Annotated in this window: 15 protein-coding genes and 1 pseudogene; 9 read left to right on the forward strand and 7 right to left on the reverse strand. The window is 72.3% G+C overall.

Annotated elements, in window-relative coordinates:
• Positions 1–12: 12 nt before the first annotated feature.
• On the reverse strand, positions 13–1,260 hold the full coding sequence (locus tag IG78_RS0102465; protein WP_051852311.1) for an MFS transporter: 1,248 nt from the start codon (positions 1,258–1,260) through the stop codon (positions 13–15).
• Between the two features lie 475 nt (positions 1,261–1,735).
• Between IG78_RS0102465 and IG78_RS0102470 the strand changes: the two genes are divergently transcribed.
• The 6 genes from IG78_RS0102470 (at position 1,736) to asnB (ending at position 8,719) form a co-directional block, all read left to right on the forward strand.
• Positions 1,736–2,476: a TauD/TfdA family dioxygenase gene (locus tag IG78_RS0102470; protein ID WP_030559372.1), complete on the forward strand. Its 741-nt coding sequence runs from the start codon at positions 1,736–1,738 to the stop codon at positions 2,474–2,476.
• Between the two features lie 81 nt (positions 2,477–2,557).
• Positions 2,558–3,007 (forward strand): aspartate 1-decarboxylase, encoded by a 450-nt coding sequence (gene panD / locus IG78_RS0102475; protein WP_030559373.1) that lies wholly within the window; start codon positions 2,558–2,560, stop codon positions 3,005–3,007.
• The gene (locus tag IG78_RS0102480; protein WP_030559375.1) at positions 3,007–4,377 is read left to right on the forward strand and encodes a DUF6002 family protein; all 1,371 of its coding nucleotides are present in this window, start codon (positions 3,007–3,009) and stop codon (positions 4,375–4,377) included. Before panD ends, IG78_RS0102480 begins: the two co-directional genes overlap by 1 nt.
• 9 nt (positions 4,378–4,386) lie before the next feature.
• Entirely contained in the window at positions 4,387–5,670 is a 1,284-nt protein-coding gene (locus IG78_RS0102485) for a GNAT family N-acetyltransferase (RefSeq protein WP_030559376.1), read from the forward strand.
• Positions 5,667–6,776, forward strand: coding sequence for a hypothetical protein (locus IG78_RS0102490; protein ID WP_030559378.1), 1,110 nt, complete (start codon positions 5,667–5,669; stop codon positions 6,774–6,776). Before IG78_RS0102485 ends, IG78_RS0102490 begins: the two co-directional genes overlap by 4 nt.
• Positions 6,777–6,889: 113 nt before the next feature.
• The gene (asnB, locus tag IG78_RS0102495; protein ID WP_030559379.1) at positions 6,890–8,719 is read left to right on the forward strand and encodes an asparagine synthase (glutamine-hydrolyzing); all 1,830 of its coding nucleotides are present in this window, start codon (positions 6,890–6,892) and stop codon (positions 8,717–8,719) included.
• Between the two features lie 42 nt (positions 8,720–8,761).
• Here asnB and IG78_RS0102500 read toward each other — a convergent pair whose 3' ends face one another.
• Positions 8,762–9,967: a winged helix DNA-binding domain-containing protein gene (locus IG78_RS0102500; protein ID WP_031128807.1), complete on the reverse strand. Its 1,206-nt coding sequence runs from the start codon at positions 9,965–9,967 to the stop codon at positions 8,762–8,764.
• Between the two features lie 109 nt (positions 9,968–10,076).
• Positions 10,077–10,700, reverse strand: coding sequence for a TetR/AcrR family transcriptional regulator (locus tag IG78_RS0102505; protein ID WP_030559382.1), 624 nt, complete (start codon positions 10,698–10,700; stop codon positions 10,077–10,079).
• A gap of 120 nt (positions 10,701–10,820) precedes the next feature.
• Between IG78_RS0102505 and IG78_RS0102510 the strand changes: the two genes are divergently transcribed.
• Complete coding sequence (locus IG78_RS0102510; RefSeq protein WP_030559383.1) at positions 10,821–11,528, forward strand: alpha/beta hydrolase; 708 nt, start codon at positions 10,821–10,823, stop codon at positions 11,526–11,528.
• Between the two features lie 96 nt (positions 11,529–11,624).
• On the opposite strand, the pseudogene IG78_RS0102515 reads toward IG78_RS0102510, so the two are convergent.
• Both IG78_RS0102515 and IG78_RS0102520 read right to left on the reverse strand, forming a co-directional pair.
• Positions 11,625–13,034 (reverse strand): annotated as a pseudogene (locus IG78_RS0102515) (S8 family peptidase); the annotation flags it as partial.
• A 448-nt stretch (positions 13,035–13,482) separates the two neighbouring features.
• A complete protein-coding gene (locus tag IG78_RS0102520) occupies positions 13,483–16,497 on the reverse strand; it encodes a LuxR C-terminal-related transcriptional regulator (RefSeq protein WP_063760689.1) in 3,015 nt (1,004 codons plus the stop codon).
• 149 nt (positions 16,498–16,646) lie between these two features.
• On the opposite strand from IG78_RS0102520, the gene IG78_RS43815 reads away from it, so the two are divergent.
• On the forward strand, positions 16,647–17,135 hold the full coding sequence (locus IG78_RS43815) for an ATP-binding protein (RefSeq protein ID WP_051852312.1): 489 nt from the start codon (positions 16,647–16,649) through the stop codon (positions 17,133–17,135).
• Here the strand turns inward: IG78_RS43815 and IG78_RS49020 are convergent.
• Positions 17,128–17,271 (reverse strand): hypothetical protein, encoded by a 144-nt coding sequence (locus IG78_RS49020; RefSeq protein WP_157855744.1) that lies wholly within the window; start codon positions 17,269–17,271, stop codon positions 17,128–17,130. The two genes, IG78_RS43815 and IG78_RS49020, sit on opposite strands and share 8 nt — an antisense overlap.
• 102 nt (positions 17,272–17,373) lie before the next feature.
• Here IG78_RS49020 and IG78_RS0102535 point away from each other — a divergent pair, with 102 nt between their 5' ends.
• Positions 17,374–18,048, forward strand: coding sequence for a TetR/AcrR family transcriptional regulator (locus tag IG78_RS0102535; protein ID WP_030559389.1), 675 nt, complete (start codon positions 17,374–17,376; stop codon positions 18,046–18,048).
• 23 nt (positions 18,049–18,071) lie between these two features.
• On the opposite strand, the gene IG78_RS0102540 is transcribed toward IG78_RS0102535, so the two are convergent.
• Positions 18,072–19,292: an alpha-hydroxy-acid oxidizing protein gene (locus IG78_RS0102540; RefSeq protein ID WP_037685516.1), complete on the reverse strand. Its 1,221-nt coding sequence runs from the start codon at positions 19,290–19,292 to the stop codon at positions 18,072–18,074.
• Positions 19,293–19,329: the final 37 nt, after the last annotated feature.

Below are 19,329 nucleotides of genomic sequence, written 5' to 3' on the forward strand. Positions count from 1 at the left end.
GACCACACAGTCTCACGCCGCCGATCGCTCCCGTGCGCCCGCCGGATCGGCCGCGCGCCGTAGCGCCGGACGGCACAGTCGTGCCACCGGCAGGGCGCAGACGAGGAAGACCAGGGCGAGGACGCCCCAGCCCGTGGTGCCGGCGCCGGTGACCAGGGTGGTGACCAGGGCGGGGCCGACGGCGACGACCCCTCCTTCCGTACTGGCGGCGACCGCCTGGTACTGGCCCTGGGCCCCGGGGGCCATGAGGGTCAGGGAGAGGCCCCAGCGGGCGGCGACGTAGTACAGCTCGCCCACCACGTGCAGGACCAGGCCGCCCAGGACCAACAGGCAGGCGATCAGCGGGCTCGCGGGCCAGGCCGCCGCGGCGAAGACCAGGCAGCAGCCCGCGAGGGCGAGACCGGCCCGCCGCGACGAGCGCACCGCGCCCACGAGGCGCTGCCCGCTGCGGGTGACCCGGATCTGGAACAGGGCGATCAGCAGGGAGCTGACGAGGACCGCGAGCGGTGCGATCCACACCGGGGCGACGGTGTCCTCCTTGAGCCACAGCGGCAGCCCGCTGGAGAGCAGCGCCCAGCACAGGGCGAGCAGGGCGGTGCTGCTCATGATGGCGACGAAGGGCAGGTTGCGGAGCGCCACCGTCCCGGCGGGCCTGCGCGCGGCGGGCACGGGCGGGACGTGCGGCAGCCGCATAAGGACGGCCGCCGACGCCAAGAACGTCAGGCTGTTGACGACGACGGCGCCGTGGTACGGACCGGCGTCCGAGCGGGAGAGCACCCAGGCCGCCGCGCCCGCACCGGCCGCGTACAGCAGATGCTGCACCACCCGGGCCCGGGCGAGGACCGGCATGCACGCGCCTTCCGGCATCAGCAGGTACACGAACGCGACCTTGGTGCCCTTGGCCGCGGTCTCCATCGAGGTGAACAGGGCCGCGGCCACGAGCAGCGGCCAGAAGCTGTGCAGGAACAGGTAAGTGAGGGAGAAGGCCGCGCGCAGGACCGTGACGGCGAGGAGCACCTCGCGGGCCCCGAGGCGGTCGGTGAGCGTGCCGATCGGCAGCGCGGCAAGGAGGCCGATGCCGCCGCCGATGCCCATGGCAAGACCCATGGAGGCCGCGGGCAGGCCCTGGATCGCCGTCAGATAGACCGCCCACATGCTGAACCAGAGGCCGTCCCCGAACGCGGTCACGCCTTCGCTGAGCAGGAGGCGGCGGACGGTCGGCCGGTCGCCCGTGACCTCCTGAGCGGGTTTTTGGCTCAATGAAAGCGCCCTTTCTCCATCGTCCGCGCATGGCGATACAGCCGACACCGCGATGTCGGTCGTAACCCCAGGAGCATGGGGTCATTTTCACGCCTTCCCGGTCGCACTGTTACGTCCGACGAGAAGACGCCATCGCATGCACGGCCACAAATAACGGAGCGCGGGTACCCCGCGCCTCCGGCAGCAAACAGGACTACTTTCCGTTTCCATTCCGAACCTTCAAGATATCGTCAAGTATCTCCCTGACCAGCAAATTCTACGGAATTAGAGATTCCGAAATGACTGCACGCATACGCCCGGTGAGAATGCGGGCGCAGCTTGACAGGAGCGCGTTAAATCCCGCTATCGTGGCGACGCAGCACAGAATTGACAGGAAATGATCAGGCGCTCAGCAGCCGGTCATCCGGCCTGACAATCCCCCACCCTCCGCTGCGTGCCATGCAGTGCGCAGCCCTGCGCTTTCACCGGAGCAGAAATGGCACACTCTCCGATCAGCATTCTTTCCCAGGTCGATTTCAATGGTGAGCCGCTCACGGACGAGCTGCTCATGAAGACGTTCCACCAGCTCATGGACGAGCACGGCTATGTCCTGATGTGCAACGTCCCCGAGGAGTTCGACCCGGTGCGCTTCTGCCGCCGGCTCGGCAGGTTCGTACCCAACTACACCGGCGCCGTCGTCGGCGACGTGCGCCCCGAACCCGGCATGGACGACGTCTACCACGCGGGCAACACACGGCCGCTGACCCCGCATTCGGAAGGGTACGACTTCGCCGTCGTCCCGCCGCGCTACATCGCCCTGTGGTGTGTCACCCCGGCCGAGGGTCCCGGCGGGGAGACGACGCTCGCCGACACCAGGCCCTGGGTCGAGTCCCTGACGCCCGCGGAGCGCGAGCGCATGACGGCACAGACCTACGACTGGAAGACCACCGAGGGCGTACAGCGGCTCGGTCTCGACCTCAAGACCCGCCACCCCCTGCTGGAGGAGAACGAGCGCGGGCTCATCGTGCGCTTCAGTTGCAACAACCTGATCCGCGACGACGACGATCCGGCCGTGGAGCTGCAGCAGCGGTGGCACGCGGCCTTCGACCGCGAGCACGTGGCCGTCGACTACACCGAGCGCGACATGCTCGTGTGGGACAACTGGCGCCTGCTGCACGCGCGCAACGCGTTCAGCGACCGCAGCCGTCATCTGCGCCGCATCCAGATCGCCGCCTGACGCGTCCCCGCAGCACCCCCTCCCCCAGTTGACTCCCGCACCCGGCTCACCCCCAACTGTCTCCCTCTCAAGGAGAACCACGTGTACCGCACCATGCTGCACAGCAAGGTCCACCGGGCCACCGTGACCCAGGCCGACCTGCACTACGTCGGCTCCCTCACCCTCGACCGCGATCTGATGGACGCCGCCGATCTGCTGCCGGGCGAGAAGCTGGACGTCGTCGACATCAACAACGGCAACCGGCTCAGCACGTACGTCATCGAGGGCGAGCGCGGCACCGGTGTCGTCGGCGTCAACGGCGCGGCGGCCCGGCTGATATCGCCCGGCGACCTGGTCATCCTCATCGCCTACAAGACCGTCCCCGAGGAGACGGCGCGGCGGTTACGGCCGCACATCGTCTTCGTCGACGAGAACAACCGCCCCCTGGACATCGGCGCCGACCCGGCCCACGTACCCGACACCCCGGCCGCGTCCCCGCTGCTCCGCGGCGACGCTCTCGCCCAGGAGGCCGTCGCACAGGAGGCCGTCTGATGACGACCACCTACTCCCGGTCCGACGCCGCCGCCCCCCGGGCCGCGGCGGAGAACCTCAGCCGCGTCCTCGTCCGGTACTACGACGAGCTCTCCCGCACCCTCGACGCCACCGGCCTGCGCAGTGGGACCGACGCCTTCAGCCCCGGCTGGCGACTGCCGCCCCTGACACCCGCGTTGGAGGCCTTCTTCGCCCCGGGAGTGATCAGCGCCCAGGACCTGGGAACACACCGCGACACCCGTCTGACGCTCCTGAACCTGATGCACAACCCGGCCACCCGGACCACCAAGACGCTGGCCTCCCTCATGATCGTGGCCCGCGCGGTCGCCCACATCCAGCGCACCGGCGAAGCCGTCATGATCATCACCCCGTCGAGTGCCAACAAGGCCACCGCGCTGCGCGACGCCGTGCGCCGGGCCCACGAGACCGGCCTCACCGACCCCGGACACCTGCGCATCGTGTGCGTCCTGCCCACCTCGTCGAGCCACAAGGTGTGGCGCTCGCCCCTGACCGACGACGCGGACCTGCGCGCCAGGAACCCGCTCGCCGTGCGCGACAGCGCGGGGTCCCACGAAGTGAAGGAGCTGGCCCGCGCGGTGGCCGACCAGGAGGCCGACGCGGTGTTCGCCCGGCACGGGACACGCCTGTGGCACACCCTGGACCTCGACAACTATGTCGTCGCGGACACCGCGAGGGCCCTGTTCGAACGCGACCGGCTGCCGTCCGTCCCGCGGGTCCACGCCCACGCCGTGTCCAGCGCGTTCGGGCTGCTCGGACACTTCTACGGCCAGCAGCAGCACACCGGGCGCGAATGGCCCGACACCGGCGCCCAGTACTTCCTCGTACAGCACCTGGACACGGCCGACATGGTGGCCAGCTACTATCACGGCGCCTTCGACCACCGCCCCGCGTGGCAGCACGGCGACGGCGTCTACACCCAGCACACGGATCCGCACTTCCCGCAGCGGACCTACGCCCCCGACGAACGGCTCGACCCCACCTTCTACACCCGCACCCCCGCGACATCGCCACGCATGAACGAGATCATCCGCAAGCAGGGCGGCGGCGGAATCGTCGTCTCCCTCGCCGAGTGCCTCGACCGGTACCCGCACATCCGGCGGCTCCTTGAGCCCGCGGGCGTCGAACTTCCCGCCGATCCGCGGCAGTTGCGTGAATGGTCCCTGGTGATGGCGGTGACGGGCGTCCTCAACGCCGTCGACCGCGAACTCCTCGACCTGCCGGAGGTGCTCGTCCACGGCTCCGGGTCGTACCACGCCGACCACTACCGGCCGCCGGAGAGCCACCATCTGCACCCGGTCGCCGGCTACGACAGCCTGCGCGACCTCGTCCACGCCGCGGCGAGCGGCTGAGGACCCCTCATGACCACGCAGCACGACGCCGCGCGCCCCACGGTCGCGGCCCCGCCGTCCGGTGCCGCGGCGCGGCACGGCGGCGGGGCCGCCCCGGCGCCCCCGTTCGGGCCCACGCGGGCCCGGCTCGCCTACTGGTGGAACAACACCCCCTCACCCGCGGGACGCGCCGCCCGCCGCGCCGCCGACAGCCTGCCGGGCACCGTACCGGCACTCGTCTCGCACGCCCACAACGGCGGGGTGAGCATCGCCTACGCCGGGCTCGGCATCGGCCGCACCAACATCCTCCAGCTCCTCGAACAGCAGCGGGCACAACTGGGGGCGCCGACGAGCCACCGCACGGCCGCACGTCTGCGTCGGCACGACCTCGCCGCGGGGTGCCTGCCCGACGCCGACCTGGTGGTGCTCGGCGCCGAGGAGCACACGCTCCGCGGACTGCCAGGACACGGCGCCGTCCTCGCGCCCTTCCGCCTCCATCTCGTCGTGGACATACCGGCCACCCATGAGGAGTTGCAGCGGCTGATCTCCAAACGCGAACGAGGGCAGTTCCGGCGCGATCAGCGCGCGCACGACTGGGACCTCGAAGAGGATCCCTCACCGGAGGCCCTCGCGTTCTTCTACGAGCGTCTGCACACGCCGACCATGCGGCAGCGGCACGGCGAACGCATCCGCACCGAACGCTTCGACGTCGCCCGCCACGCCGTGCTCCCCCGCGGCACGCTCTTCTTCCTCCGGCAGGCGGGCACGCGGGTGGCCGGGGTCCTGTGCCACTGGTCGAGGGACCGCCGCACCCTCACCACCCGGCTCCTCGGCGTCCTCGACGGCCTGGACGAGCACTACCGCAGCGGCGCGTTCAAGGCGCTCTACCACCATCTGCTGCGGTGGGCCTGCGACCACGGCGTGCCCCGCGTGGACTTCTTCGGCACCGAGGCGTTCCTCAGCAAGGGCATCTTCCAGTGGAAGCGCAAACTGGGGGCCCGCCCCGAACTGCCCCCCAACCACTTCTCCACCAAGCGCGTCAGGATCGAGGCCCGGCGTGACACACCCGCCGTCCGCGACTTCCTGGTGGCCAACCCCCTGCTGCGGACGGGCCCGCCGCGCCCAGGACCCGGCGCCGGTGTCCTCACACCGGTCTACTTCACCGACGACGACCGCCCGCCCCGCCTGGACCTCAGCTCCCGCTGCCCCGGCCTGCCCGCACCGGAGATCGTCCACCTGGACACCTTCTTGAAGGGCACCCCCCTGACGGCGGCGGCGCAGCAGCACCCCCAGACACCGGGAGTTCTGCCGTGAATCCCGCCCACGACATCCACGACATCGTCGTCCTCGGCACCGGCGCATTCGCGGGCGCCCTGGTGCGGGCCATCGCCCAGCGCGCGAGCGGCCCCACCCGGGTGCACCTGGTGAGCCAGGACCGCGAGCGCGCCGAGCACCTCGCCGGGGTCGCCCAGGCGCACGCCGTCATCGCCGGGCGGCCCGTCCGGTTCTGCCGGCACCGGCTCGACGTGCGCGGCGGCGCCGATCTGCGCCCCCTGCTCGCCCGCCACCGGCCACGGGTCCTCGCCGTCTGCACCTCCGACCTGTCGCCCGCGGAGACCCGCGGGCCCGCCTCCGCGTGGACGGACCTGGTCCGGGCGGCCGGGTTCGGCGTGACCCTGCCCCTCCAGGCGGCGACCGCGCTGCGCGCCACGTCGGCCTGCGCCGAGGCGAGCCCGGGCACGGCCGTGGTCAACGCCTGCTTCCCCGACGCCGTCAACCCGCTCCTGCACGCGGCGGGCCTTCCCGTCCTGTGCGGCCTCGGCAACGTCGCCACACTGGCCGGACTGATCCGCCGCGACCTGCTCATCGCCGACGAGTCACGGCTGAAGGTCCTCGCCCACCACACCCATCTGCACAGCCCGCCCACGCCCGCCGAAGAGGCGCAGGCCTGGCTCGACGACAAGGCCCTGACCCCGACCCACGACATCCTCGAAAGGGGCCGCCGCCACCCCCGCGCCGACCTCAACGAGATCGGCGCGAACGCCGGCGCCGACGTCGTCGACGCCCTGACGCACCCGCGCGACTACTACGCCGGACACGTACCGGCACCCAACGGCCTCCCCGGCGGCTACCCGGTCACCGTCACCGGCCACAGCATCGCCCTGCGGCTGCCACCGGGCACGTCCGAACGCCAGGCGGTCGCCCGCAACGAGCAGTGGTCGGGGCTCGACGGGATCACGGTGGACCGGCGCGGCAAGGCACAGTTCACGTCCGCGGCCCTGCACGCCCTGCGGGACCGCTGGCCCGACGCCCCCGCGACCTTCGCGGCACCGGACGTCGAAGACCTGCGCACGCTCCAGCTCGCTCTGCGCGACGACCTGCGCAGGCTTCCCGCGGCGCCCGTCGCGGCGGCTCCCTGACACCCGGCCGGGCACCCGCTCCCCGTACCGGGAGCCTCCGACACAACGGCACACAGCCTCCGACACACAGCCACACAGCGGCCGCCGGTCCGGCGGCCGCGGAAAGGACGCGCATGTGCGGCATCGTCGGCTGGATCGACTTCACCCGCGACCTCGGCCGGGAACAGGCCACCCTCCAGCGCATGACCGACACCATGGCCCTGCGGGGCCCTGACGACACCGGCACCTGGCTCGGCCCGCACACGGCGCTGGGTCACCGGCGTCTTTCCATCATCGACCTGGAGGGCGGCGCCCAGCCCGCCGTCGCCACGGCGGGACCGCACCGGGAACCCGTCGTCCTCGTCTACAGCGGCGAGGTCTACAACTTCCGCGAACTGCGCGAGGCCCTCAAGCAGCGCGGCCACCGCTTCACCACCCGCTCCGACACCGAGGTGGTGCTGCGCTCGTACCTCGAATGGGGCGCCTCCTGCGTCGACCGCTTCAACGGCATGTTCGCCTTCGCCGTGTGGGACGCCGCCCGTGAGGAAGTCGTCCTCGCCCGCGACCGCGTGGGCATCAAACCGCTGTACTACTCCACCTATCCGGGCGGCATCCTGTTCGCCTCGGAGCCCAAGGGCATCTTCGCCAACCCGCTCTTCCGGCCCGTCGTCGACGAGGACAGCCTGCCCATCCTCTTCAACGCCCGGCTCGCCCTGCCCGGCGAGACACCCCTGCGCGGTCTTCGCGAGCTGCGCCCCGGGCACGTCCTGCGCTTCTCCCGCAGCGGCGCCCACGAGTACCCGTACTGGCGCCTGGTCAGCCGCGAGCACCACGACGACCTGGACACGACCGTCGCCACCGTCAGGGACCTGATGGAGGACATCGTCGAGCGGCAGCTCGTCGCCGATGTGCCGCGCTCGGCGATGCTGTCCGGCGGCCTGGACTCCACCATCATGTCCGCCCTCGCCCACCGGGACCTGACCGCCGCGGGCGAGGGGCCGCTGCACACCTTCGCCGTGGAGTTCGCCGGTGACGAGCGGGACTTCAAGCCGACGAAGCTGCGGCCCGAGCGCGACGCCCCCTATGCCCGGCTCGCCTCCCGGTACCTCGGCACCCACCACCACAACATCGTCCTGCACACCGACGACGTCCTCGCGGCCCTGCCCGCCGCCCGCCGCGCCCGCGACCTGCCCTCGCTCGGCCAGTTCGACACCTCGATGCATCTGCTGTTCAAGGCCATCCGCGGCGAGTCCACCGTGGCGCTTTCCGGCGAGGCCGCCGACGAGATCTTCGGCGGCTACCCCTGGTACCACGACGAACGCCTGGTGTGGCGCGACCGGTTCCCCTGGATCGGGGACGCCCCGCGCCTCGCCGACGCCTTCGCCCCCGACCTGCACCGCCGTGTCCGCCCTGCCGACGCGGAGAACGACCGCTACCTCACCCTGAAGGCGGAGGTCCCCCGGCTGCCCGGCGAGGACGGCCTCAACGCACGCATGCGCGAGGTCATGTACTACAGCCTCAAGGGCCCGCTCGCCTACCTCCTCGACCGCAAGGACCGTATGAGCATGGCGGTGGGTCTGGAGGTGCGGGTGCCCTACTGCGACCACCGGCTTATCGAGTACGTGTGGAACGTGCCGTGGGACATGAAGAACGCCGACGGCCGGTGGAAGAGCCTGCTGCGCCTCGCCTTCGCCGACGTGCTGCCGCAGGAGACCCTCGACCGGCCCAAGAGCGGCTACCCGGGAACCCATGACCCGGCCTACGACGCGGACGTCATGCGCTCCATCGACAAGATCCTCAGCGACCCCTCGTCACCGCTGCACGGAGTCTTCGACCCCGAGCGCGTCGAGGGCCTCACCCGGGCCGGATCGAAGACGATGACCTGGCTCAACTCCAGCCATCTGCTCCTTCCCATCCTGGAAGTGGACGCCTGGATGCGGGAGTACGGGGTCACGCTCGCCTGAGCCCGTCCGTCCCGCTCCCGAACTTCCCGAACGGGTCCCGCGTCAGTCAGGGGCCACTTCCACGCGCTCGCTCCCGCCGTCCGAGAGGAACGCCGCGAGGACCTGCCCCTCCTCGGTGACGGCGGCGTGTTCGGTACGGGAGAGGCGCCGCAGCGGGGTGACCGACACCGTGCCCGCTTCGTCCTTGCCGCTCTTGCCGCTCTTGCCTCCCGTGCCCCTCTTGTCGCTCCTATCACCCCTGTCGCTCTTGTCGCCCTTGCTGACGGTCCAGGTCGCCGCTACCCGGCCGTCGACCAGGACGACGCGTGCGCCGTCGACCGACAGGTGGCGGTGGGCGTCGTCGATGATCCGGGTGCGGTCGTGGTAGCCGAGGATCGCGTTGTCGAACGCGGGCAGGAAGCGCACCGGCGCGGGCACATCGGGGTCCGGGCGCGGCGCGTCGGGGAGGTCGAGCAGCTCACGGCCCCGTTCGTCACGGAAGGCGACCAGTTCCCCGCGCGTCGCGGCGACCGCGGCCGGCAGCCCGGCGAGGCCGCTCCAGGCCCGCAGATCGGCCGTGGCCGCCGGACCGTAGGCGGCCAGATAGCGGCGCACCAGCACCTGCCCGACGGGGTCGGAGCCGTCATCGGGCAGTGGGTCGACGTCACGCCCCAGCCAGCGGGCGAGCGGAAGGTTGCGTACGCCGCCCTTGGTGCGCCACAGCCCTCGCGGCGGCACCTGGACCATGGGCAGGACACCGGCGATCAGCATCTCCCCCAGGGCGCGGGGCGCCGTCGCGGGCCAGCGGTCGGCGACCGCCCGGACGAGCTCGGCCATCGTGCGGGGCTCGCCGTCGGCCAGCGCCTCCCGGCCCGCCGCCGCGAGTTCGTCGAGGTCCACGTCCTTGAGGTCGCGGCGGTAGACGCCGAGCACCCGCTGGCGCAGCATCGCGTCGTGCCGGGACCGCCAGGCCAGGACGTCGTCGGCGGTGACGAGGTGAACCGTGCGGCGCATCAGATGCGTACGCACCACGCGCCGCTCGACGAGCAGGTCGGAGAGCGAGTCCGGCACGAAGGCCCGCAGCCGTGACCAGAGGCCGGTGAACGGCTCCTGCGGCTCCTGCGCCTGTAGGCCCCCGAGGTGGGCGACGGCGTCGACGACCGGCATGTCCGCGCGGTCCAGGAGCAACTGGCGGGCGAGGGTCGCGCGGTTCAGGGCGCGGGCGTCGAGCACGGTCCCCGGCTCACCGCCGGGTGCTTGAGGGCGCATGGGGCTCCTGAGGGGCTTACGGGTCGGTTCATCGGTGGCCGGCGCCGGGGTGCCTCGGCCTCCTCCGGCGGTGACCACCGTCCCAGAAGTTGCGGTCAGGGTCTGTCCGCTATGCGCCGTGTGGCTGCTCGGCGGGGGGCCGGGGCGGTCGGCGCAGTCCCGCGACGAGGAGCCCGACCAGGCGGCGCGTGTCGTACCGGGGGTTGCCGCCCGCACCCGCGCAGAGGCTCGCGACGCCGCGCAGGAGTTCGTAGGCGTCCTGGCCGGAGCGGATCTCACCCGCGGCCGCCGCGGCGTCGAGCAGCCGGGTGCACACGGGCAGGAGCCGGTCGAGGAAGTAGGTGTGCAGGGGGTCGAAACAGGGGTCGTCGGACTGCAGCACGGCGGCGAGTCCGTGTTTGGTGACGACGAAGTCGACGAAGAGGTCGATCCAGCGTGCCAGCGCGTCGTGCGGGGACGCCGCCGCCACGAGGAGTTCGGGTCCTGCCTCGGCGAGAGCCTCGACCTGGTGCCGGTAGACGGCGACGATCAGGTCCGCCCGCGTCGGGAAGTGCCGGTAGATCGTGGCGGTCCCCACGCCCGCCTGCGCCGCGATGTCGCGGATCGGCGCTTCCACGCCCGACGCGACGAAGACGGCGGCGGCCGCATCGAGCAGCGCCGCCTCGTTGCGCCGCGCGTCCGCCCGCTTGGGCCGCCGCGCCGCACGCGAGAGATCCCGTTCACCGGGCTCCATCCGCACTCTCCCTTCGCCCCGCCCAGACTAAACGGGACAGCGTCCCGTATCGTTCCCCTCAAGCGGGACAGCGTCCCGCTTCCATCGTCATCCCGCGATCAGCGAAGGATGGAACGAAGTATGCCGACTTATCTTCTGGTGCACGGTGCCTGGCACAGCGGGCGGTGCTGGGACCGGGTGGTGCCGCTGCTCGAGGCGGCGGGACACCGGGTGCTCGCCCCGTCGTTGACCGGCTACGGCGACAAGGCGCACCTGATCGGCCCCGATGTGGGCCTGGACACGCACGTCGCCGACGTGGTGGGGCTCATCGCCGAGCAGGACCTCACAGACGTGGTGCTCGTGGGGCACAGCTACGCCGGGCTTGTCATCTCCTCCGTCGCCAACCAGGTCCCGGACCGGATCGCGCATCTGGTCTACCTGGACGCGATGGTCCCGGAGGACGGCGAGACGGCGGTCGACGTCCTACCCGTCACCCAGGCCCTCATCGACCTGGCCACACGGTCCGAGAGCGGGTGGCGGGTGCCGCCGCCCGCGGGCCTGTTCGGGGTCACGGACCCCGCGGACGTCGCCTGGCTGCGTACGCTGCTCTCGGACCAGCCGGTGCGCTGCCTCCAGCAGCCCGTACGCCTGGACAACCCGGCGGTGCGCTCCGTCCCGCGCGCGCACGTCCACTGCGTCGTGGGCGTCCCGGAAGGCATCACCCGGCGCCCGGTCCCCGCGATCCAGCCGAACGGCTCCCCGTCCCGGGTGTGGGAGCTGCCGACGGGCCACGACTGCATGATCACGATGCCCGCCGAACTCTCCGGACTGCTGCTCGGGCTCGCCTGATCAGCGGCCCCGACCCCCCGGCCCCCGGTACGCGCCGAGGGGCCCGGTGCCGTCGCGACACCGGGCCCCGAGCCGTGCGACCGCTGATCAGGAGCCGAGTGCCGTCAGGGTCGCCGTCGCGTCCGCCAGGCCCGCGCCGCAGCCTCCGGAGCAGGACCCGGCCAGCGGGCGGGCGTTGCTCTTGACGGTGGACTCGACCTGGGCCGGGGTGATGCCGGACCGGGCCTGGTACATCAGCGCGGCCAGGCCCGCGATGTGCGGCGCGGCCATGCTGGTGCCCTGGTACGGGACGTAGTTCTCGCTGCCGACGCCGCGGGTGCCGGAGTTCAGCGTGGACAGGATGCCGTTCGCGGTGTTCGGCGACGTCTCGCCGCCGGGGGCGGTGATGTCCACGACGCTGCCGTGGTTGGAGTAGGAGGCCCTGTCGCCCTCGCGGTCACTCGCCGCGACGGCGATGACGTTCTTGCAGCTCGCGGGGTTGAAGTTCGCGGCGTTGGCGTTCGAGTTCCCGGCCGCGACGACGATCGTGGTGCCACGGCCCACGGCGGCGTCGATGGCGCTCTGGGTGCCCGCGTCGCACGCACCGCCGCCGCCCAGGCTCATGTTGATGACGTCGGCGGGGTACGGGTTGTTCGTCACGCCGCGTACGGTGCCGCCGGACGACCAGGTGATGGCGTCGATGATGTCGGCGGTCGTGCCGCCGCACTTGCCGAGCACGCGCACGGGCTGGATCTTGGCCCGGTGGGCGATGCCCGTGATGCCCTGGGCGTTGTCGCCCGCGGCGGCGATGGTGCCGGCGACGTGCGTGCCGTGCCAGGAGTTGTTGGTGTCGCGGGCGGGGACGGGCTGCCCGCCCGCGTCCGTGCCGCACTCGCCGCGGTTCATCCAGTCGCCGGGGTCCGCGGCACTGCTGTCGCGGCCGCCGCCGTCCTGGGCCATCCAGGGGTCGGAGATGAAGTCGTACCCGGAGACCACGTTGGCGGCCAGGTCGGAGTGCGCGACGTAACCGGTGTCGATCACGGAGACGTTGACGCCCGCGCCCGTCACGCCCTTGGCCCAGGCCCCCGGGACCCTCATGCCCGCGCGGTTCTCGAACAGGTCCCACTGCTGGGAGTAGTGGGAGTCGTTGGGGTCGGCCGCGGCGTACATACGGCTGTCCGGAACCACATAGGCGACGTCGGGGTCGGCCGCGAAAGCGCCCATGACCTCCTTGACGTCCTTGCTGCCGAGCTTGTCGCCGAGGTCGACGAGGGCGGCGCCGGTGCCGAGGCGCCGGTCGAAGCCGAGGCTCTCACCGACGTCCTCGCCCTTGGCGCGGACGTCCTTGTCCGCCTCGGCGTTGGACTTCGCCTCCTCGGCGCGTGCGGTGTAGCCGACGATGATGCGCTCGGACGGGACCGCCTTCGCCACGGACGCGCCGGGTGCGTCGGCGCGGTCCGGGCCCGGAGCTGCGAGGACGGTGGTGACTCCGGTGCCGAGGACGGCCGCGGCCGTCGCCGCGGCCAGGAGGGATATGCGGGTGCGTCTGGAACCCTTCAAGGAACTGCCTCTCACGGGCCGGTCCGGGACGTGCCGGACCGGCGGTTCGTACCGTGCATGACAAATGACCCGCGCCTGCTGAAAGGTGGAACCTGGGGTGTGGGGGTTCAGCAGGCGCGGCGGTGCGCGGGCAGCGCACGGTTCGCGTGCCGGGTCATCGGCGCCCGAGCCGTGCGTCGTGACGGCAGAGTTCCCCGCCTCGCCGTCAGGTGGGCGAGACAGTTGGCATGGATCCCTGCTGAGCGCCTTTGCACGACACCGGTCGGCCGAACGGGCGTCCGCCACGAATGGCCCGCGACAGATGAACGTTCGACTAACCGGATGGCAGGGAACTTATGGCCGAGCGAACACCACGCCTATCCGGAGGCCCCAACCTACGGATACGCAATTAACCAGCGCTTCGGGCTGGGCTGGTCTAGTCCTGACCTGGGGTTTTGGAGGTCGCGCTGTTGCCCAGGCCGTCAACTCCGCCCGCCGCAGGGGTGGTTGCACGATTCTCCGCCTGGGCTGCTTCGGCCGCTTCAGCGGCTTTGACCGCCTCGGCTGCTTCGGCGGCTTCGGCTGCTTCGGCTGCTTTGGCCGCTCCGGCTGCTTCAGCCGCTTCGACCGCTTCGGCCGTCTCGTCCGCGTAACTGCCGACGACTGCCAGTTCCTGCCGGGTCGCCGTGCCGAGCTTGCGCATGGCGCGGGCGACATGCTGCTCGACGGTACGGGGCGACAGGTGCAGGGTGGTGGCGATCTCGCGGTTGGTGAGACCGTTCCCCGCCAGTTCCGCGACTTCGCGCTCCCGGGGTGAGAGCTGGTCGCGGTACGAGGGCCGCCCCGGCCTGCGCCGGTCCTTCTCGGGCTGGTGGGCACGGGACACCGCGCGTACGCGGGCGGCGTCCCAGGCCGCGCCCAGGTCGCTGAACTGCCGGGCGGCGAAGGCGAGTTCCGTCAGGGCCCGGTCGCGGCCTCCGCCGTGCGCGCCGCCACCCGTGGCCCGGGGGCGTGTGCCGCCCCCTTCCGTGTCCCCGTCCCCGTCCCCGTCCCCGGCCCCGTCCCCGTCGTCGCCGTACGTCCCGGAGTTCGCCATCTCCAGGCCGCAGCGCCCGGCTCCCTCGGCCGTCAGGGCCCGGGCGTACGGCCGGGGCAGCGCGGCGAACGCGGCCCCCGCCTCCTGGTAGCGGGTCACGGCCTGCTCCAGGTCGCCCGTCACTTCGGCGAGCACGGCACGGGTCCACACCAGGGACGCCTCGGCGGTGGGGGACTCAAGGCCGCTCAGACCGCGGGCGAAGGCGTCCACGATCCCGCGGGCCCCGGCCGCGTCACCGTCCCGGGCCAGCGCTTCCACGGCCCACGGCGCCAGTTCCGCCGCCCATACGAACACGCCCTTGGCCAGAATGTTCGCCCACGCGGTACGGGCCTGGTCCGCGGCGCCCGCGAAGTCCTGCCGTGCCAGGGCCAGCCGGATGAGGGCTCCTGCGAGGGTCGCTCCGAGGGGTGCGGCGGCGTGCTCGGCCAGGGGCGCGTCCTTGCCGGACAGCCATGACGCCGCCGGGCCCCAGCCGCCCCGGGCGAGGTTCAGCAGGCCGAGGACGGTGCGGGCGTCGGCCGAGATGACGGGCATGTCGTCGGTCTCCCTGACGAACTCCTCACAGCGCTCGCCGAGGCCTTCCCAGCGCCCGGTGGCCCATTCGAGCAGCAGCCGGGTGCCGAGTGCCGTCCGCTCGGTGTAGGGGGCGCCGCTGCGGGCGGACAGTTCGAGGCCGTCGGCGAGGAGTTCGCGCGCCCGGTCGTAGTAGCCGAGCCAGACCGCGGAGTCCGCGGCGTTGCACAGGCCGCGTGCCACATGCCTGCGGCAGCGGGGGTCGGGGCTGTCGAACGGCAGCGCCTGCAAGAGCTGCCAGCCTTCGGGGTTGCCGTAGCTGAGGGCGAGACCGGCCCGGTTCGCGGCCACCGCGGTCTTGACGACCTCGTCGCCGCTGTCCGCGCTCGCCGCCTCGGCGTCCCGCATCCAGGCCAGGTGGACCTCCAGGGAGTTCCCCGGCCAGTACGGCATCGCCAGTGCCGACATGGCCCGGGCCGCCAGCTCCGGCCGCTCCTCGCGCAGCTCCGCGGCCGACTGTTCCAGCTCGGCCCAGCCGTGGGTGCTCATGCCGACCTGGTTGCACAGCAGCAGTCCCAGGTCCAGGCGCATCTCGCCGCGTACGGCCGTCGGCAGTTCCTCGTCCTGCACGATCTGCGTCAGCACTTCGACCGTCTGGTCCGAGCGCAGGCCGACGACGGCGCTGCCCGCGAGTACGGGGGCGAGGCGCGCTCGCGCGTGCCGCGGTACCAAGGGGGAGGCGAGGGCGCCTTCGAGCAGGGCGATGGCGTCCTGGTGGCGGCCCTCGGCGGCGGCCTGCCGGGCGGCCTCCTCGACGGTCCGCAGCCAGGCTTCCACCCGGCCGCCGGCCCGGTGGTGGCGGGCCAGCGCCGCCCAGGGCACCGGCTGTCGGCGTTGCAGCACGTCCGCCGCCCGGCCGTGCAGTTCCTGGCGTACGGGTCCCGGTACCGTCTCCAGGACGGCCGCCGCCGCGAGCGGGACCGGCAGGGCGTACCGGTGCTCCGTGTCCTCCACCAGGGCGGCCCCCTCCAGCGCGGCGAGCAGCGCACCTTGCCCACCACCTCCCACCCCCAGGGCCGTGGGCACACCCAGGCCGCCGCCCTCCACCCCCGCGACCTCCAGCAAGTCCTCGGCGGACGCCGGCTCGCCGAGGACCGCCGCTGCCCACACCACGCGCCGTGCGAGCCGGGGCAGGGCGTGTGTGCGGCTCAGTATCAGGTCGGCGAGGCGGACGGGTACGCCCGCCGCGTCGACGTCGGCCGGGGTGCAGCGCCTTCCCGCGCTGTCCCGCAGCACGGCCAACAGGTCCGTCACCACCTGGGCCACGCCGCCCGACCGCTCGTGCAGCCGCGCCACCGCCTGGGGCGTGCACCCCTCCCCCAGGATCTCCTTGGCCGCCTCCTCCACCTGCCCGGCGTCCCACGGCCGCACCAGGTGGCGCAGCACGACCAGGTCGTCCCCGTACCGGAGCGGCGCCGGGCCGAGCGGCAGACCGGGGCAGGCCAGTTCCTCGGGGCGGTACGTGACGACGACGGCAAGGCGCGGCCAAGGTCGCCGCAACAGGCCCCGTACCCGGGTCAGCTCCTCGTCGTCCGCCCGGTGCACGTCGTCGACCAGCACCAACGCGGGCCGCTCGGTGTCGATGGCGGGCGGCGGTTCGTCGCCGCACCGCCAGGTCGCCACCGTGCCCGCGGCCTCCGGCAGCGCGGCCAGGCGGCGCAGGAAACGGCTCTTGCCGGTGCCCGCGGCCCCGCCGACGAGCACGAGCACGGGACCGGCGCCCTTTTCGGTCAGCGTCCGCCGGATCCGGCCCACCCAGAATGCCTCACCCTGTGTGACCACACCGCTCCCGAACGCTGTCCACCAGGGCTTCCGGCTTTCTTTGCGTATCCGTAATTCGCCCGGCACTGATTGTTTTTGGCCCCTGCCGGTTGTCAGCGTGAGAGGCACCGGCGTTGCGACACCGCGGGCCAAGCAAGCGGGAGGACCGCATGATCACCGCCCAGCACGAGCACCAGCCCCGAACGGGCACCGGTGCGGCCCCGGCCGACGCCATGGCGTTCCCGGGGCGGACGGGCGCGCGGCGCGAGGCGCTCACCAGCCTGCCGGCCACGGCGGATGCCGCCCCGGCCATGCGCCGCTTCGCGACGACGTCCGCGCACGCCTGGCGCCTGGGGGACGGCGCCTGCGAGGCACTGACGCTCGTCGTCACTGAGCTGGTCACAAATGTCATACTGCACAGCGGCAGCCCCCGTGTCACCCTGCGGCTCAGGCTCCTCCCCGGCGCCCTGCAGATCGAGGTCCACGACACCGGCTGCTGGCACCGCCGCGTGACGCGGCGCCCCGGCGGGGACCCGGCGGACCTCCTCCACGCCGAGTCCGGCCGCGGCCTCGCCCTCGTGGAGGCGTACACGGCCCACACCACGATCCGCCCCTCACGCACCGGTACGACCGTCCTGGCCGAGCTGCCCCTCATCTGAACCACCGGCCGCGCCCGAGCCCCCGGCGCACCGCGAGACTCACACCTGCCGCCGCCGGGCGGACGCGGGCGAAGGGGGCGACCAGGGCGATGACGACCGGTATGCCGGAGATCAGGGCGAACTGGGCGAGCACCATGACGGCTGTAACTGGAGCGAGAAGCCTTCGTCAATAGCTTTCGTGATAGCTTCTAACTGGAACATGGGCCTATAGCTGACGAGGCAGGGAAAGCGGCACGCCATGGCGACGACGACCAGCACGACGACTCCGCGCGAGCGCTACCGCGCCCAGATCCGGGCGGAGATCAAGCAGCACGCCTGGGAGCAGATCGCCACCGCCGGAGCCTCCGCCCTCTCGCTCAACGCGATCGCCAAGCAGATGGGCATGAGCGGCCCCGCCCTCTACCGGTACTACCTCAACCGCGATGAGCTGATCACCGAACTCATCAGGGACGCTTACCGCAGCCTCGCCGACGCCATCCGCGCGGCGTCCGGGCCCGGCACCGACCTCGGCGTCCTCGCGCACGCCCTGCGCCGCTGGGCCCTGGACGATCCGCAGCGGTACTTCCTGATCTACGGCACGCCGATCCCCGGCTACCACGCGCCCGACGACACCACCGCCATCGCCGACGAGATCATGACGGCGCTGCTCGACGCCTGCCCCCCGGCGCTCCCCGACGCCCCCGCGTCCCCGCTCGAAGCCCACCTCGAAGAGCACCGGGCCTGGGCCGCCGACCACCCCGCACCCGCCGCCACCCTGCGCCGGGCGCTGTCCTTCTGGACCCGGTTGCACGGCGTCCTGTCCCTGGAGCTCGCCGGGCACTTCACCGGCATGGAGTTCGACGCCGCCCTGCTGTTCGCGGCGGAGCTGGACGACCTGCTCGCCGATGCGGGCGGGCCGCCCGGCCCCCGGTGACCTACCCGTTCACGGTGTCGCACTCAGCGGTGCTCGGGGCCGCCCGCACCGCAGCACACCCGGCGCAGTGCCGTCGGGCCGAGGTCTTCGATGGTGGGGTAGCCGTCGACCGCCATGATCAGGTCCGCCTCGGCGAGCAGCGAGCGCAGTATGTGCACGACGCCGTCCGTGCCGTCCAGTGCCAGACCGTAGACGTAGGGGCGGCCGACGCCCACGGCCGTGGCGCCGAGGGCCAGGGCCTTGACGACGTCGGCGCCTGAGCGCACCCCGGAGTCGAAAAGGACGGGCAGCCCGTCGACGGCTTCGACGACCTCGGGCAGGACGTCGAGCGCGGGCAGCCCGCCGTTCGCCTGGCGGCCGCCGTGGTTGGAGACGTAGATGCCGTCGGCGCCCAGGTCCTTGGCGCGCCGTGCGTCGTCGGGGTGACAGATGCCTTTGAGGATCAGCGGCAGCGTGGTCAGGGACCGCAGCCAGGGAAGGTCGTCCCAGGTGAGGGGCTTGCCGAAGATCCGGGCCCAGGTCAGGGCGAGATCACCCGGGTCGTTCTCGCGTCCCGGGGTGCGCAGGGCGCGGAAGGCGGGGTCGCTGGTGTAGTTGGCCAGGCAGTGGCCGCGCAACTGCGGGAAGTTGGCGATGGCCAGATCGCGGGGGCGCCATCCGGATATCCAGGTGTCGAGGGTGACGACGATGCCCGCGAAGCCCGCTTGCTCGGCGCGGTGGACGAGGCTTTCCGCCAGGGCCCTGTCCGTCGGGGTGTAGAGCTGGAAGTAGCCGGGAGTGTCGCCGAGTTCGGGTACGACCTCCTCCATCGGGTCGGCGCCCAGCGTGGAGGCGATCATGGGCACGCCGGTGCGGGCGGCGGCACGGGCGGTCGCCAGGTCCCCGTGTCCGTCCCTGGCGCAGATGCCGAGGACTCCGACGGGTGCCATGAACAGCGGCGAGGGCAGTGTCGTACCGAACAGGTCGACGGACAGGTCACGCCGTTCGGCGCCCACGAACATGCGCGGGACCAGGCCCCAGCGCGAGAAGGCGGCGCTGTTGGCGTCCTGGGTGTACTCGTCCCCGGCCCCGCCGGCCACGTACGACCACACACCCGGCGCCATGGCGTGCCGGGCCCGTTCCGCCAGCTCGCGGAAGCTCATGGGGTGTTCCGGGGCGATGCCGAACAGGCCGTTCAGATGGATCTCGTTCTGGTAGTCGCTGTAGGGCTGTGGTGCGTCGGAAAGGTGGGACAACGTGATCATGGCCTCTCTCAGCAAGTGCGGGCGGTCCTCGGTGCGT

This window comes from Streptomyces aureocirculatus, assembly GCF_000720475.1.
Taxonomy (GTDB): Bacteria; Actinomycetota; Actinomycetes; order Streptomycetales; family Streptomycetaceae; genus Streptomyces; species Streptomyces aureocirculatus.

Coding starts and splice junctions, on each gene's coding strand:
- IG78_RS0102470 (WP_030559372.1), top strand. CDS start 1,736: ATGGCACACTCTCCGATCAGCATTCTTTCCCAGGTCGATTTCAATGGT.
- IG78_RS0102480 (WP_030559375.1), top strand. CDS start 3,007: ATGACGACCACCTACTCCCGGTCCGACGCCGCCGCCCCCCGGGCCGCG.
- IG78_RS0102485 (WP_030559376.1), top strand. CDS start 4,387: ATGACCACGCAGCACGACGCCGCGCGCCCCACGGTCGCGGCCCCGCCG.
- asnB (WP_030559379.1), top strand. CDS start 6,890: ATGTGCGGCATCGTCGGCTGGATCGACTTCACCCGCGACCTCGGCCGG.
- IG78_RS0102500 (WP_031128807.1), bottom strand. CDS start 9,967: ATGCGCCCTCAAGCACCCGGCGGTGAGCCGGGGACCGTGCTCGACGCC.
- IG78_RS0102505 (WP_030559382.1), bottom strand. CDS start 10,700: ATGGAGCCCGGTGAACGGGATCTCTCGCGTGCGGCGCGGCGGCCCAAG.
- IG78_RS0102510 (WP_030559383.1), top strand. CDS start 10,821: ATGCCGACTTATCTTCTGGTGCACGGTGCCTGGCACAGCGGGCGGTGC.
- IG78_RS43815 (WP_051852312.1), top strand. CDS start 16,647: ATGATCACCGCCCAGCACGAGCACCAGCCCCGAACGGGCACCGGTGCG.
- IG78_RS49020 (WP_157855744.1), bottom strand. CDS start 17,271: ATGGTGCTCGCCCAGTTCGCCCTGATCTCCGGCATACCGGTCGTCATC.
- IG78_RS0102535 (WP_030559389.1), top strand. CDS start 17,374: ATGGCGACGACGACCAGCACGACGACTCCGCGCGAGCGCTACCGCGCC.
- IG78_RS0102540 (WP_037685516.1), bottom strand. CDS start 19,292: ATGATCACGTTGTCCCACCTTTCCGACGCACCACAGCCCTACAGCGAC.